This window comes from Bradyrhizobium sp. USDA 3364 (genome assembly GCF_054056355.1).
On the sequence record NZ_JBSRYG010000002.1, the window covers coordinates 6320687 to 6335017 of the forward strand.

The following is a 14331-nucleotide window of genomic DNA, read 5'->3' on the forward strand; positions in this document are numbered from 1 at the left end:
TGACGACAACCACTCTTCAAGGGTAGTCGGCGCGATGCAGTTCGCTCTCAACGAGGATCAGATCGCGGTTCGCGACATGGCGCGGGCGTTTGCGGCTTCGAGGATCGCGCCGCACGCGCTCGAGTGGGACGAGACCAAGCACTTTCCGGTGGATGTGATGCGCGAGGCCGCAAACCTCGGCATGGGCGGCATCTACATCAAGGACGATGTCGGCGGCTCGGCGATGACGCGGTTCGACGCCGCGCTGATCTTCGAGGCCTTGGCGACGGGATGTCCGACCACGTCGGCCTTCATCTCGATCCACAACATGGCGTCCTGGATGATCGATGCCTATGGCAACGACACCCAGCGCCACAAATGGCTGCCGAGGCTCTGTACCATGGAGCTGATCGCGAGCTACTGCCTGACCGAGCCGGGCGCCGGCTCCGACGCTGCCGCGCTGCGAACCCGCGCGGTGCGCGACGGCGACCATTACGTGCTCAACGGCCAGAAGCAGTTCATCTCCGGCGCCGGCAGCACCGATCTGCTGGTCGCGATGGTGCGCACCGGCGGCGATGGTCCCGGCGGCGTGTCGACGATCGTCATCGACGGCAAGGCGCCCGGCGTCTCCTTTGGCAATAACGAACGCAAAATGGGCTGGAACGCGCAACCGACCCGCGCCGTGATGTTCGAGAACGCGCGCGTGCCGGTCGAAAACCGGCTCGGCGAGGAGGGTATCGGCTTCAAGATCGCGATGGCCGGCCTCGACGGCGGTCGCCTCAACATCGCGGCGTGCTCGCTCGGCGGCGCGCAGGCGGCGCTCGATAAGGCGCTGGTCTACATGAAGGACCGCAAGGCGTTTGGGAAGCGGCTCGACGAATTCCAGGCACTGCAGTTCAAGATCGCCGACATGGCAACCGAGCTCGAGGCCGCACGCACCTTCCTGTGGCGCGCGGCGGCCGCACTCGACCGCAAGGACCCGGACGCCTCGATGCTGTGCGCAATGGCAAAACGGTTCGGCACCGATGTCGGCTTCGAGGTCGCCAACCAGGCGCTGCAATTGCACGGCGGCTACGGTTACCTGAGCGAATACGGCGTCGAGAAGATCGTACGCGATCTGCGCGTGCACCAGATCCTCGAAGGCACCAACGAAATCATGCGGCTGATCGTGTCGCGCAAATTGATTGAGGGCGCGCGATGAATGATGCGGCAGCGGCAGAAGGCGATCTGATCGCGCGCAAGGAAGGTTCTGCCGGCATCATCCGGCTCAACCGGCCGAAGGCGATCAATGCGGTGACGCTGGAGATGTTCCACGACATCGACAGGGCGCTCGATGCGTTCGAAGCCGATCCCGACGTTGCAGTCATCTTGCTGGAGGGAGCCGGCGAGCGCGGCCTGTGCGCCGGCGGCGACATCCGCGCGCTCTGGGAGAGCTCGAAGGTCAAGGGCGACCTCGGCAGGATCCTGTGGCGGGACGAGTACATCCTCAACGCGCGGATCAAGCAATTCCCGAAACCCTATGTCGCCTTCATGGACGGCATCGTGATGGGCGGCGGCGTCGGGCTGTCGGCGCACAGCCGCCACCGCGTGGTGACGGAGCGGACGAAACTGGCGATGCCCGAGGTCGGGCTCGGCTTCTTCCCCGACGTCGGCGGCACCTTTCTGCTGTCGCGTTCGCCAGGTGAGGTCGGCACCTATTTCGGGCTGACCGGCACGACGATGAACGGTCCCGATGCGATCTACGCCAAATTCGCCGACGCGGTGGTGCCGAGCGCAAGGCTGCCGGCGCTGCGCGAGGCGCTGACCAAGATTGCGCCTGGCACGAATTCGGCCGCGATCGACCGGCTGATCGCCGGCTTCGCGACCGACGAAAAGTCGGGTCCCGTGGCGGCGATGCAGGCCAGGATCGATGGCTGGTTCGCGCGCGGCCGGATGGAGGACATCGTCGCTGCGCTCGGGGCCGACGGATCGGACCTAGCGCAAGCCACGCTGAAAACGCTCGGTGAGAAGTCGCCGCGCGGCATGGTGGTGACGCTGAAACTGCTGCGGCTGGCGCGGGCGACCGAGACGCTGGAGCAGTGCCTGGTGCGCGAATATCGCGCCGCGCTCGAAGTGTTCGCCAGCGACGATTTCCGCGAGGGCGTGCGCGCCGCCGTGATCGACAAGGACCGCAATCCGAAATGGTCGCCCACCCGGATCGAGGACGTGACGCCTGAGATGGTCGCGCCTTATTTCGCCGAGATCGGCGTCGACGAACTGAAATTCCCAGACACCAAATAGAAACGTCGCAAGCGGAGGATTTTCCATGGCAAACGTCGCATTCATCGGGCTCGGCAATATGGGCGGGCCGATGGCGGCCAATCTGGTCAAGGCCGGCCACAAGGTGACCGCGTTCGATCTGGTCGCAGCATCCCGCGATCAGGCCAAGAGCGACGGCGCCGCGATCGCCGAGAGCGGCGTTGCCGCAGTGAAGGGCGCCGATGTCGTCATCACAATGCTGCCGGCCGGTAAGCATGTGCTCGGCGTCTGGAACGAAGTGCTTCCGGCGATGGCCAAGGGCACGCTGATCATCGACTGCTCGACCATCGACGTCGAAAGCGCCAAGCAGGCGCATGCGCTCGCCGCCAAGCACGGCATGGCCTCGGTCGATGCGCCGGTCTCCGGCGGCACCGGCGGCGCCAAGGGCGCGACGCTGACCTTCATGTGCGGTGGCGAGGCGAACGCCTTCGCGGCGGCCGAGCCGATGTTGGCCAACATGGGCAAGAAGATCGTGCATTGCGGCGCCGGCGGCGCAGGGCAGGCGGCCAAGATCTGCAACAACATGATCCTCGGCATTTCCATGATCGCGGTCGGCGAGGCCTTTGTGCTCGCGGAAAAGCTCGGCCTGTCGCACCAAGCGCTGTTCGACGTCGCCTCGACCTCGTCGGGGCAGTGCTGGTCGCTGACGACCTATTGCCCGGTTCCCGGCCCGGTGCCGACTTCGCCGGCCAACAACGACTACAAGCCCGGTTTCGCCTCCAACCTGATGGTCAAGGACCTGACGCTGGCGCAGGATGCCGCCAATGCCGCCGGCGCGGTGACGCCGCTCGGCAAGCACGCGCAGGAGATCTATAAGACCTTCGACGCGTCGGGTCATGGCGGGGTCGACTTTTCCGGAATTATCCAGCACGTTCGCAGCCTCGCTGGAAAGTAGCCGACCACTCGTAGCCCGGATGGAGCGCAGCGAAATCCGGTACTGCTTTATCGACCGGCGCGACCGCCCCCGGATTGCGCTTCGCTCCATCCGGGCTACGGTTGACGGTGACGCCGGTTGCCAATCGACGGGCTCGGAAGAAGATGACCACATTTCAGGACGCACGCGCCTTTCTGCTCGAGCACCGCACCGACTACGATGCCGCGGTGAAGGGATTTCGCTGGCCGGATCCGGTGCCGTTCAACTGGGCGCTCGACTGGTTCGATGCGGAGTTGGCGCGGGCTCCTGACAGCCGCGACCTGCCGGCGCTGTGGATCGTCGATGCCGCGAGCGGCAACGAGACCAAGCTGTCATTCGGCGAGCTGTCGCGCCGCTCGAACCAAGTTGCCAATTTCCTGCGCGCGCAGGGGCTGAAGCGCGGCGATCATCTGTTGCTGCTGCTCGGCAATGTCGTGCCGCTGTGGGAGACCATGCTGGCGGCGATGAAGCTCGGCGTCGTCGTGATCCCCGCGACCACGCTGTTGACCGCGGATGAATTGCGCGACCGGCTCGATCGCGGCAAGGCGAGGGCGGTGGTTGCCACCCAGGATCAGGTCGCGAAGTTCGCGGGCCTTGGCAGCGACCAACTGGTGCGCATCGTGGTCGGCGCGCCGCAGCCGCAGGACGGCTGGCTGCCGTTCGAGGATGCCGCGAAGGCGTCCGATGCCTTCACGCCCGACGGCCCGACCAACGCCGACGACCCGATGCTGCTCTATTTCACCTCCGGCACCACGGCAAAGCCGAAGCTGGTGCGGCACAGCCAGCGCAGCTACCCGGTCGGCCATCTCTCGACCATGTACTGGATCGGCCTGCAGCCCGGCGACGTTCACCTCAACATCTCCTCGCCCGGCTGGGCCAAGCATGCCTGGAGCTGCTTCTTCGCGCCGTGGAATGCCGGCGCCACGATCTTCATCGCCAACCAGCCACGCTTCGAGGCGAAAGGACTGCTCTCGATCATCGGCCGCTGCGGCGTCACCACGCTGTGCGCGCCGCCGACGGTGTGGCGGATGTTCATCCAGGAGGATCTCGCAAGCTTCAAGGTCTCGCTGCGGGAAGTCTGCGGCGCCGGCGAACCGCTCAACCCTGAAATCATCGACCAGGTCAAATCGGCCTGGGGCCTGACCATCCGCGACGGCTACGGCCAGACCGAGACCACGGCCCTGGCTGGCAATTCGCCGGGCCAGAAGGTGAAGGTCGGCTCGATGGGCCGGCCGCTGCCGGGCTATCGCGTCCAGGTGACCGACAATGACGGCCATGCCGCGAAGGAAGGCGAGGTAACGTTGCTGCTCGGCGCCGACAGGCCGGCGGGCTTGATGCAGGGCTACCAGGGCGACGACGGCAGGTTGATCGGAACTGACGGCGCGATCTACCGCAGCGGCGACGTCGTGTTCACCGATGACGAGGGCTATCTGACCTTCGTCGGCCGTACCGACGACGTGTTCAAATCCTCCGACTACCGCATCTCGCCGTTCGAGTTGGAGAGCGTGCTGCTGGAGCATGATGCGGTGGCCGAGGCCGCCGTGGTGCCGAGCCCGGATCCGATTCGGCTCGCGGTCCCGAAGGCCTATGTGCTGCTGGTCTCCGGTGTCGAGCGCTCGCCGGAGACGGCGCTGTCGATCTTCCAGCACCTGCACACAAGGCTGGCGCCATTCAAGCGCATCCGCAAGATCGAGCTCGTGACCGAACTGCCGAAGACGATCTCCGGAAAAATCCGTCGCGTGCAGTTGCGCCGGCTCGAACATGACGATAATCGCACAGATGCGTTGCGCGGAGCCGAGTTCCGCGAGGAAGAATTTCCGGAGCTGCAGAGGGTGCGGACCTCCGGTTAGGAGGTTAGCCAAATGAACGAAGTCTGGAAGAAGCCGCCGGTGTCGCTGGAAACCTACCAGGGCATGGTCGGCAAGGAGATCGGCGTGTCCTCGTGGCACCTGCTCGATCAGGGCCGCATCGACACCTATGCCGACGTCATCGAGGATCACCAGTTCATCCATGTCGATCCCGAGCGTGCCAAGAAGGAGACCGCCTTCGGCACCACGATCGCCCACGGCTTCCTCACGATGTCGCTCATGAGCATCATGTCCTACGAGGTGATGCCGGTGCTCGAGGGCACCGCGATGGGCGTCAACTACGGCTTCGACAAGCTGCGCTTCATCTCGCCGGTGCGCTCGGGAAAACGCGTTCGCGGCCGTTTCGTGCTGGCGGAAGCCACGTTGCGCAAGCCGAAGGAATTGCTGTCGCGCACCAACGTCACGGTCGAGATCGAGGGCGAGGAGAAGCCCGCGCTGGTCGCCGACTGGCTCGGCCTGATCTATTTCAGCTAACGGATGGTTGAGTAGCTCCACCTTTCCCGCAAGCAGGAGAGGTGGAGCGAGCCCGCCTCGTCCAAGAAGCGCATTGACGGCTTTGATCCCCGGTGTCCATCATGCCTCCTTTAGGCGGTGCGGTCCCGGGAGTGGCAGCCATGGTGCAGAACATCGTCGCCGGACTTGTTGTCATCGCATTGATCGTGATCGGCTCGATCAGCTACGCTCAGGAGCACCACGAGTGCTGGAGCGGGCACCTGCTCAAAAGTTTGAAGCCCTGCGGGTCGATGACCCCTGACGTCTAGCGCGCCCGGTGCTCGTGCCTAGCCGGGCTTGACCCGGCCATCCATCGCTGCTCAAAAGCTGCCAATCGCGAGCGTTTCCACCCTCTCCCCCTGTGGGAGAGGGTGGCTTCGCGGAACGCGAAGCCGGGTGAGGGGTCTGTCTCCACGCAAAGACTCTCACGTGCGCTCGCGGAGACAGACCCCTCATCCGGCGCGCATGCGCGCGCCACCTTCTCCCACAAGGGGAGAAGGGAAGTAAGAGCAGGAATAACGGCATGGCAATCAGGTTTGACGGACGCGTCGCTATCGTCACCGGCGCGGGCAATGGTCTTGGGCGGGCGCATGCGCTGGGGCTCGCGAGCCGTGGCGCCAAGGTCGTGGTCAACGATTTCGGCGGCGCGCGCGACGGCACCGGCGGTTCGCTGTCGCCGGCCGAGACCGTGGTCGAGGAGATTCGCAAAGCGGGCGGCACCGCGATGGCCGACGGCGCCGATGTCTCGAACTTCGAGCAGGTCACCGCGATGGTCGAGCGCGCCACCAAGGAGTGGGGCAGCGTCGATCTGCTCTGCGCCAATGCCGGCATTCTGCGCGACAAGTCGTTCACCAAGCTCGAGGTCGCCGACTGGGCCAAGGTGCTCGACGTGCATCTCACCGGCACCTTCTATTGCTGCAAGGCGGTGTGGGCCGGCATGCGCGAGCGCGACTACGGCCGCATCGTGCTGACCACCTCGTCGTCCGGCCTGTTCGGCAATTTCGGCCAGGCCAATTACGGCGCAGCGAAGGCCGGCATGGTCGGGCTGATGAACGTGCTCGCCGAAGAGGGCCGCAAGAACAACATCAAGGTCAACACGATTTCGCCGACGGCGGCGACCCGGATGACCGAGGAACTGCTGCCGCCGCAGGCGTTGCAACTGATGAAGCCGGAGGCGATCACGCCGGCGGTCGAATTCCTGCTCTCGGAGGACGCGCCGACCCGCACCATCATGGGCGCCGGTGCCGGCTCGTTCGCCGTGATCAAGGTGCTGGAGACCGAAGGCGTCAACCTGCCGCAGTCCGAATGGACGCCCGACGGCGTTGCCGCGCACTTCAACGCTATCAGCGACATGTCGACCGCGAAGGCGCTGCAGGGCGCGTTCGAGCAGACGCAGAAGTATGTTGGCCAGGCCGCCGCGCGGGCCGGGATCAAGCTGTAGAGAGCAGAGGTAGCGCCCTCATGGTGAGGAGCGCGTCTTCGCGCGTCTCGAACCATGAGGCCCCGATGTGGCCCATCCTTCGAGACGGCCGCGTTGCGGCCTCCTCTGGATGAGGTCTTTGCGCGGGGAGAGTGCGCGGTGTCGGCCTCGAAGAGCCTGCAAGCCAACGTCGCCGTCGTCGGAGCCGGCCCTGCCGGCCTGATGGCGGCGGAGGTGCTTGCGGCTGGCGGTGCGCAGGTCACCGTCTACGACGCGATGCCGTCGGCCGGCCGCAAGTTCCTGATGGCCGGCCGTGGCGGGCTCAATCTCACCCACAGCGAGCCGTTGCCGGATTTCCTTAGACGCTATCGCGAGGCGATGCCGCACCTGCAGGCCGCAGTCGAGACGTTTCCGCCCGAAGCGCTGCGCGCCTGGAGCGAGGCGCTGGGCCAGCCGACCTTCGTCGGCAGCAGCGGCCGCGTGTTTCCCGAGGCCTTCAAGGCATCGCCGCTGCTGCGGGCCTGGCTGCGGCGGCTCGATGCCGAGGGCGTTGCGTTCGCATTCCGGCATCGCTGGACCGGATGGGACGCGAACGGCGCACTGCTGTTTGAGACGCCCGACGGCCTACGCGCGGTCAATGCCGATGCGACCGTCCTCGCGCTCGGCGGTGCGAGCTGGCCGCGGCTCGGCTCGGATGGCGCCTGGGCTGAGATCCTTGCAGCGAAGGGCATCGCTGTGGCCGCGTTGAAGGCCGCCAATTCCGGCTTCACTGTCAAATGGTCGGAAATCTTCCGCGACCGCTTTGAAGGGCGGCCGCTCAAGGGTGTCGCAATGACGATCGGCCCGCACACGGTGCGCGGCGAGGCCATCGTCACCCGCGCCGGCATCGAAGGCGGCGCCGTCTATGCGCTCTCAGCGGAAATACGCGAGGCGGTGCTCGCAAGGGGGACGGCTGTGCTCAGCGTAGCGCTGCGGCCTGATGCGGCGCGCGACGAACTGGTTGCGCGGCTGTTGGCGCCGAGGGGCAAGCAGTCCTTCTCCAACTTCCTGCGCAAGGCCGCGCAGCTCTCGCCGGTCGGCATCGGGCTGTTGCAGGAGGCGGCGGTCGCCTCCGGACGATCGCTGGCCGCGTTGCCGCTGGCCGAACTGGCCGCGCTGATCAATGCGGTGCCGATCGAGATTTCAGGCGTGGCGCCGATCGCGCGCGCGATCTCGAGTGCCGGCGGCATCGGGTTCGACGAACTCGACGCGCATTTCATGCTGCGCCGGCTGCCCGGTGTTTTCGCCGCGGGCGAGATGCTCGATTGGGAGGCGCCGACCGGCGGTTATCTGCTGCAAGCGTCGTTTGCGACCGGTGTGGCCGCCGGGAAGGGCGTATTGCAATGGTTGAAGTCGTAGCTTCGTAGATGGGGGGAGCGAAGCGATACCCATCATGGTGCGGCGCGGGGAGAAGTTGATGGGTATCGCTTCGCTCCACCCGTCCTACGCGATACGGCTCATTCCGAACCGGTCCTTGTCGCGAGATCGGTGATCAGGCCGAGCGCACCGAACGCCGCGGCCACCGAGCACACCGCCGTCCATCCGGCAAAGCTCCATGCCGCGGATGCGGCTGCGGCACCAACCGAGCCGCCGATGAAGAACAGCGCCACGAACAGGCCGTTGATCCGGCCGCGCGCCTCGGGCCGCAGCAGGTTGACCGCGCGGCGGCCGAGCGTCTGATCGGTCGTGATGCCGAGATCCAGCAGGATCGCGCCCACGCTCATGAGCAGGAGCGCCGCGATCCGGGACTCCAGCACGGCGGCCCACACGCACAGCGCAGCGGCGATGATGATCAGCAGATGCGAGCCGATGAGGAGCGGCCGCGCAAAACCCTTGTCGCCCCAGCGGCCGGCGATCGAGGTCGCGGCGGCTCCGGCCACGCCGATCAGCGCGAACAGCGCTATTCCCCTGGCGTCGAGATTGAACGGCGCTTCCGGCAGGCGCAGCGCGACGGCGGACCAGAATGAGGTGAACGAGGCCATCACCAGCGCCGAGGTCCAGGCACGCACGCGCAGCACCGGTTCCTCCCGCAGCAGCCGTGGAAACGAACCCAGCAATGCGCCGTAGCTCGTGGCGGCCGCCGGCTTCAGCGTCGGCAGGGCGCGGGCGAGCGCCGCGGTGAGCGCGATCATCAGAACGGCTGATGTGACGTAGTAACCGCGCCAGTTCCACTGGTCCGCGATCAGGCTCGCCGCCGGCCGCGACAGCAGGATGCCGATCATCAGCCCGCTCATGACGTCGCCGATCGCCTGTCCCCGGCGCTCCGGCGGCACCATCGATGCGACCAGCGGCACGACCATCTGGATCGCGGCACAGGACGCGCCGAGGATGAAGGTGACGGCCAGCAAGATCAGCGGTGTCGGCGCCAGCGCGGTGCCGATCGCCGCGACGATGGCGCAGGCCAGCGTGCGCAGGATCAGCCGCTTGTTCTCGACGAGGTCGACCAGCGGCACCAGCAGCAATAGCCCCAGCGCGTAGCCGAGCAGGGTCAGCGTCGAGATCAGCCCGGCCTGCAGCTCGGTCATCCCGAGCGAGCGGCCCATCAGGCCCACCAGGATCTGCGGGGCAAACAGGTTGGTGACGACGGTGCCGGTCGTGATGGCGCCGATCCAGATCAGGGGACGCACCGAGACGGTGCCCGCCGGGGAGAGTTTGGTGGCTTCGGAGATGGTCATGGGACCTCGCGATGGAGTGGCGAGGCCCCCTTTAGGGGATCGGGCTAATATGCTACAATTCAAATAAGATGATGAAGAATATGCGAGATTGTTATGAACACGCATGACCTCGTGGCGTTCGTCGCCGTGGTCGAGACCGGATCGATCGTCGCGGCCTCGGCACGGCTGAACCTGACCCAGCCCGCCGTGACGCGTCGGATCCAGAATCTGGAGGAGATGCTCGGCGCGCAGTTGCTCGACCGGCTGTCGAAGCCGCTGAAGCCGACGGCGGCGGGTATCGAGGCCTATGAGCAGGGCCGCCGCGTGCTGCGCATGCTCGACGAGCTCAAGTCAGGCGTCGCCAATGATGGCCTGGTGCGCGGCGAGTTCAGGCTCGGGCTGACGCCGTTTCTGTCGGAGGCCGGGCTCACCGGACCGCTCGACGCCGTGCGCGGCGAATTTCCCGCGCTCGCGGTGCGCGTCGTCTCGGGCTGGTCGCCCAATCACATGGAGCGGGTCAGCCGCAACGAGCTCGACGCCGCGGCGATCTGCCTGCCGGACGGCACCGCGCCGCCTGACGATCTCGTGGCCGACGATCTCGGCGCGCAGCCGGTGGTGTTCGTCGTCGCGCGCGAGATGAAGACACCGAAATTCGTCGACCTCGAATGGCTGTCGCGCACCGGGTGGGTGATCAACCAGGATGGCTGCGGTTTTCGCCAGACGCTGAAGCGGCATTTCGACGCGGCGCATCTGCCGTTCAACATCGCGGTCGAGGCGCTGGACAGCGAACTGCGGCTGTCGCTGGTGGCGCGCGGGCTCGGCATCGGCCTCGTCACGCCGGTGGCGCTGAAACGAAGCCCGATCCGCACCAGGCTCAAGACCGTGAAGATCGCGGATTTCAATCCGGCGGTGCGCGCCTGGATCGTGCATCGCCCGCCCGCCGGCCGCCTGGCGCGGCCGATCGAGGTGTTTCGCTCGGCGCTGGATCGCGAGTTGCAGGCGCTGATCCGGGCGTAGATTTGCAGGACGGGTGGAGCGCAGCGATACTCATCCTACAGAACGCGGTTAGCGTAACTTGCCGCGTGCCGTCACCGGCAATGCACCGATGATCTCGTCGCCGCGCACCATCACGACCTCGTCCATCATGTTGACGACGACGCAGACGTGATTGGGCACGATCCGCACGACGTCGCCGACATTCGGGCGGGTGTTGCTGCGCGAGAGATCGAGGAAGCCGTGCTCTTCGGCGAAGCGCGCGATCTTGGCCTCCGGATGTTCGAGGATCAGGCCGTGGCCTTCGAGGCCGCCGGTATCCGAGGTCAGCGTCTTGGAGCCGGCATCGAGGATGCCGCGCTCGGGACCGGCGCGGCTGACCACGGTGGAGTAGATGTGCAACGCGCAATCATCCCAGGTCGCGACTCCGGCGGCGACCTGCATGCGGTCGTTGTAGATGTAGGTGCCGAAGCGGTGCTCGGTGCCGCCCTTCAGTCTGCCGAGATTGACCAGGTTCGGCGTACCGCCGGTGGAGACGATGGTCGCGTCGAGGCCATGGGCGCGCACGCCGGCCAGCGCCTCGTCATAGAATTTCTGCGCGTCGGCCCAGCCGGTCTCGGTCGGGTACAGCATGAAGCCCGCGAAGCTCAGGTCCTTCGAGCCCGCGATCTCGCGCGCCAGCGCGATCGCCTCGGCCGGGGTCTCGACGCCGGCGCGCTTGCGCCCGGTATCGCATTCGACCACGACCGAGAGGGGGCGGCCCGAGGCGGCCGCCGCCTTCGGCAGGTCGCCGACCACGACCGAATTATCCGCGGCGACGGTGACGTTGGCCTTGCCTTGCAGCGCGCCGAGCCGCGCCATCTTCTCGTCGCCGAGCAGATTGTAGCTGATCAGGATGTCGTCGATGCCGCTGTCCGCCATGATCTCGGCCTCGCCGAGCTTCTGGCAGGTGATGCCCTTGGCGCCGGCCTTGATCTGCAGCTGCGCCAGCATCGGGTTCTTGTGGGTCTTGATGTGCGGCCGGTTGGCGACGCCGGCCTCGTCGCAGGCCTTCTGGATCCGCGCGATGTTGCGCTCGACCCGGTCCATGTCGATCACGGCGCAGGGCGTGCCGTATTCCCTAGCGATCTTGGCGGCGAGGGGCGTGGTCATCGGATTGGCTCCATTTCACAGCTTCCGTCATTGCGAGCGGAGCGAAGCAATCCATCCAACCGCATCTGCGGAGCCATGGATTGCTTCGTCGCTTCGCTCCTCGCAATGACGATTATTTCCATGCGCGTCAGGCCTGTTCGATCTCTTCGCGCAGTACTTCGAGCTCGAGCCAGCGGTCCTCGGCGGCGGCGAGTTCGTCCTGTGCCTTGGCGATCGCGGCAGAGGCTGCGTCGAATTTCTTGCGATCCTTCGCATAGAGGTCGGGATCGTCGAGCAGCTTCTGCTGGTTGGCAATTTCGGCGTGCAATTTGTCGATGGTCTTTGGCAATGTTTCCAGCGCGTGCTTCTCGTTGAAGCTCAACCGGCGCCGCGGTGCCGTTTCGGGTGCTGCGGCCCTGGCTTCTTTCTTTTCCTCGGCTGGCGCTTCCGCCTTCACCGTCTCGCGCTTCACGTCGGCGCCGCGCTGCGCCAGCATGTCGGAGTAGCCGCCGGCATATTCGATCCAGCGGTCCCTGGCCTTCGGGCACGATCACCGACGTCACCACGCGATCGAGGAAGTCGCGGTCGTGGCTGATCAGGATCACGGTGCCCTCGTAATCGCCGAGCATGTCCTCGAGCACGTCGAGGGTTTCGAGATCGAGGTCGTTGGTCGGCTCGTCCAGGATCAAGAGGTTCGACGGTTTTGCCAATGCGCGCGCCAGCATCAGGCGGCCGCGCTCGCCGCCGGAAAGCGCCTCCAGCGGCGTGCCGCGCTGCTCCTGTGCGAACAGGAAGTCCTTCATGTAGCCGATCACGTGCTTCGACTTGTCGCCGACCATGACGTGATCGCCGCGGCCGCCGGTCAAAGCCTCGGCCAGCGTCAGCTTCGGATCGAGGCTCTCGCGATGCTGGTCGAGCGTCGCCATCTCGATGTTGGCGCCCAGCCGCACCGAACCGGAGTCGGGCGGATCGTTGCCGATCAGCAGATGCACCAGCGTGGTCTTGCCGGCGCCGTTCGGGCCGACGATGCCGACGCGGTCGCCGCGCTGGATCCGGGTCGAGAAAGCGTCGACGATCCTGCGCTCGCCGAAGGCCTTCGCGATGCTCTTCGCCTCGATCACCAGGCGGCCGGATTTCTCTGCCTCGGCGGCGGCGAGCGTGGCATTGCCGGTGGCGCCGCGATAGTTGCGGCGCTGGTCGCGCAGGGCATGCAGATTGCCGAGGCGCTTGACGTTGCGCTTGCGGCGGCCGGAGACGCCGTAGCGCAGCCAGTGCTCCTCGTTGACGATCTTGCGGTCGAGCTTGTGCTGCTCGCGCTCTTCTTCCGCCAGCACCTCGTCGCGCCACGCCTCGAACGCGCCGAAGCCGCGCTCGATCTGCCGGATCTGGCCGCGGTCGAGCCAGGCGGTGCTGCGCGACAGGTTGGTGAGGAAACGGCGGTCGTGGCTGATCAGGACGAGCGCGCAGCGCCGGCTCTCCAGCTCGCCTTCGAGCCATTCGATGGTCGGCAGGTCGAGATGGTTGGTCGGCTCGTCCAGCAGCAGGATGTCGGGCGAGGGCGCCAGCACGCGGGCCAGCGCCGCGCGCCGCGCTTCGCCGCCGGAGATGTGCGCTGGGTCTTCCTCGCCGGTCAGCCCAAGCTGTTCGAGCAGATAGCGGACCTGGTAATGGTCGTCGCCGGGGCCGAGCCCGGCCTCGACATAGGCCAGCGTCGTCTTGTGCTCGCCGAAATCAGGTTCCTGCGGCAGATAGCGGATGGTCGCGCCGGGCTGCACGAAGCGGCTGCCGGCGTCAGGCTCGACCAGGCCGGCCGCGATCCGCAGCAGCGTCGATTTGCCGGAGCCGTTGCGGCCGATCAGGCAGACGCGCTCGGCCGCGGAGACCGAGAGCTCGACGCCTGACAGCAGCGGCGTGCCGCCGAAGGTAAGGCTGATGTCCTTGAGCTGGATCAGAGGAGGCGGAGCCATCGCGCTAATCCCCGTTCGCCGCGGCCTGTTCGGCGCGGCGGCGCTGGATGCGGCGGATGGTCTGGTCGAGCGTCGACAGGAAGGTCGAGCGGTCGCGCGGTGAATATGACTTCGGCCCGCCGGTGATTTCGCCCGATGAGCGCAGATCGGTCATCAGGTTGCGCACCGCCAGCGTCATGCCGATCGATTGTTCCGTGAACGGCTTGCCGTTCGGCGCGATCACGTCGGCGCCGGCCTTGACGCAGCGGCTCGCCAGCGGAATGTCCGCTGTTATCACGACGTCGCCCGCATGCGCGCGTTCCGCGATCCAGTCGTCGGCCGCGTCCATGCCGGAACCCGCGGCGATGCGCTCGATCAAGGGATCCTGCGGCACGCGGATGAAATTGCCCGCGACCACGCTGACGGGCACGCCGAGCCGGATCGCGACGCGGTAGATCTCGTCCTTCACCGGACAGGCGTCGGCGTCGACATAGATGCGGGTCAAGGCAGGGGTTTCAGTCATCGATTCAAGGGTTGGCAGGCGCGGCCTGCGTGTACTCCATCGGGCGGAAAATTGCGAGCAAAACGAGAGGCTTGT

General features: G+C 66.4%; 12 protein-coding genes and 1 pseudogene. 9 read left to right on the forward strand and 4 right to left on the reverse strand.

The features are described from left to right. Positions 1–34 precede the first annotated feature (34 nt). The 8 genes from ACVILL_RS29445 (at position 35) to ACVILL_RS29480 (ending at position 8368) form a co-directional block, all read left to right on the forward strand. Complete coding sequence (locus tag ACVILL_RS29445) at positions 35–1180, forward strand: isobutyryl-CoA dehydrogenase (protein WP_456732258.1); 1146 nt, start codon at positions 35–37, stop codon at positions 1178–1180. Further along, positions 1177–2259: an enoyl-CoA hydratase/isomerase family protein gene (locus tag ACVILL_RS29450; protein WP_456732259.1), complete on the forward strand. Its 1083-nt coding sequence runs from the start codon at positions 1177–1179 to the stop codon at positions 2257–2259. The genes ACVILL_RS29445 and ACVILL_RS29450 overlap by 4 nt, the downstream gene beginning before the upstream one ends. A gap of 25 nt (positions 2260–2284) precedes the next feature. Continuing rightward, positions 2285–3172 carry a 3-hydroxyisobutyrate dehydrogenase gene (mmsB, locus tag ACVILL_RS29455; protein ID WP_456732260.1) on the forward strand — a complete coding sequence of 296 codons (888 nt, stop codon included), beginning with the start codon at positions 2285–2287 and terminating at the stop codon, positions 3170–3172. A gap of 143 nt (positions 3173–3315) precedes the next feature. Then, positions 3316–5040 carry an AMP-binding protein gene (locus tag ACVILL_RS29460; RefSeq protein WP_456732261.1) on the forward strand — a complete coding sequence of 575 codons (1725 nt, stop codon included), beginning with the start codon at positions 3316–3318 and terminating at the stop codon, positions 5038–5040. A gap of 12 nt (positions 5041–5052) precedes the next feature. Then, positions 5053–5532 carry a MaoC family dehydratase gene (locus ACVILL_RS29465; RefSeq protein ID WP_029078684.1) on the forward strand — a complete coding sequence of 160 codons (480 nt, stop codon included), beginning with the start codon at positions 5053–5055 and terminating at the stop codon, positions 5530–5532. A gap of 140 nt (positions 5533–5672) precedes the next feature. Further along, positions 5673–5819, forward strand: coding sequence for a hypothetical protein (locus ACVILL_RS29470; protein WP_456732262.1), 147 nt, complete (start codon positions 5673–5675; stop codon positions 5817–5819). Between the two features lie 254 nt (positions 5820–6073). Then, complete coding sequence (locus ACVILL_RS29475; RefSeq protein WP_456732263.1) at positions 6074–6991, forward strand: SDR family NAD(P)-dependent oxidoreductase; 918 nt, start codon at positions 6074–6076, stop codon at positions 6989–6991. 201 nt (positions 6992–7192) lie between these two features. Next, positions 7193–8368 carry a TIGR03862 family flavoprotein gene (locus tag ACVILL_RS29480; RefSeq protein WP_456734395.1) on the forward strand — a complete coding sequence of 392 codons (1176 nt, stop codon included), beginning with the start codon at positions 7193–7195 and terminating at the stop codon, positions 8366–8368. 98 nt (positions 8369–8466) lie between these two features. Here the strand turns inward: ACVILL_RS29480 and ACVILL_RS29485 are convergent, their stop codons facing one another. Then, complete coding sequence (locus ACVILL_RS29485) at positions 8467–9684, reverse strand: MFS transporter (RefSeq protein ID WP_456732264.1); 1218 nt, start codon at positions 9682–9684, stop codon at positions 8467–8469. A gap of 93 nt (positions 9685–9777) precedes the next feature. On the opposite strand from ACVILL_RS29485, the gene ACVILL_RS29490 reads away from it, so the two are divergent. Beyond that, positions 9778–10680 (forward strand): LysR family transcriptional regulator, encoded by a 903-nt coding sequence (locus ACVILL_RS29490; RefSeq protein ID WP_456732265.1) that lies wholly within the window; start codon positions 9778–9780, stop codon positions 10678–10680. Positions 10681–10728: 48 nt separating this feature from the next. Here the strand turns inward: ACVILL_RS29490 and ACVILL_RS29495 are convergent, their stop codons facing one another. From ACVILL_RS29495 to ACVILL_RS29505, 3 genes and pseudogenes are all read right to left on the reverse strand, one after another. Beyond that, positions 10729–11808: a D-TA family PLP-dependent enzyme gene (locus ACVILL_RS29495; RefSeq protein ID WP_456732266.1), complete on the reverse strand. Its 1080-nt coding sequence runs from the start codon at positions 11806–11808 to the stop codon at positions 10729–10731. Positions 11809–11935: 127 nt separating this feature from the next. Continuing rightward, positions 11936–13754 (reverse strand): annotated as a pseudogene (locus tag ACVILL_RS29500) (ABC-F family ATP-binding cassette domain-containing protein). A 4-nt stretch (positions 13755–13758) separates the two neighbouring features. Beyond that, on the reverse strand, positions 13759–14256 hold the full coding sequence (locus ACVILL_RS29505) for a YaiI/YqxD family protein (RefSeq protein WP_456732267.1): 498 nt from the start codon (positions 14254–14256) through the stop codon (positions 13759–13761). Between the last annotated feature and the right edge of the window lie 75 nt (positions 14257–14331).

Excerpts from the sequence above, each read along its gene's own strand:
- ACVILL_RS29490 (WP_456732265.1), top strand. The coding sequence starts at position 9,778 with ATGAACACGCATGACCTCGTGGCGTTCGTCGCCGTGGTCGAGACCGGA.
- ACVILL_RS29485 (WP_456732264.1), bottom strand. The coding sequence starts at position 9,684 with ATGACCATCTCCGAAGCCACCAAACTCTCCCCGGCGGGCACCGTCTCG.
- ACVILL_RS29460 (WP_456732261.1), top strand. The coding sequence starts at position 3,316 with ATGACCACATTTCAGGACGCACGCGCCTTTCTGCTCGAGCACCGCACC.
- ACVILL_RS29445 (WP_456732258.1), top strand. The coding sequence starts at position 35 with ATGCAGTTCGCTCTCAACGAGGATCAGATCGCGGTTCGCGACATGGCG.
- ACVILL_RS29495 (WP_456732266.1), bottom strand. The coding sequence starts at position 11,808 with ATGACCACGCCCCTCGCCGCCAAGATCGCTAGGGAATACGGCACGCCC.
- ACVILL_RS29505 (WP_456732267.1), bottom strand. The coding sequence starts at position 14,256 with ATGACTGAAACCCCTGCCTTGACCCGCATCTATGTCGACGCCGACGCC.
- ACVILL_RS29480 (WP_456734395.1), top strand. The coding sequence starts at position 7,193 with ATGGCGGCGGAGGTGCTTGCGGCTGGCGGTGCGCAGGTCACCGTCTAC.
- ACVILL_RS29465 (WP_029078684.1), top strand. The coding sequence starts at position 5,053 with ATGAACGAAGTCTGGAAGAAGCCGCCGGTGTCGCTGGAAACCTACCAG.
- ACVILL_RS29450 (WP_456732259.1), top strand. The coding sequence starts at position 1,177 with ATGAATGATGCGGCAGCGGCAGAAGGCGATCTGATCGCGCGCAAGGAA.
- ACVILL_RS29470 (WP_456732262.1), top strand. The coding sequence starts at position 5,673 with ATGGTGCAGAACATCGTCGCCGGACTTGTTGTCATCGCATTGATCGTG.
- mmsB (WP_456732260.1), top strand. The coding sequence starts at position 2,285 with ATGGCAAACGTCGCATTCATCGGGCTCGGCAATATGGGCGGGCCGATG.
- ACVILL_RS29475 (WP_456732263.1), top strand. The coding sequence starts at position 6,074 with ATGGCAATCAGGTTTGACGGACGCGTCGCTATCGTCACCGGCGCGGGC.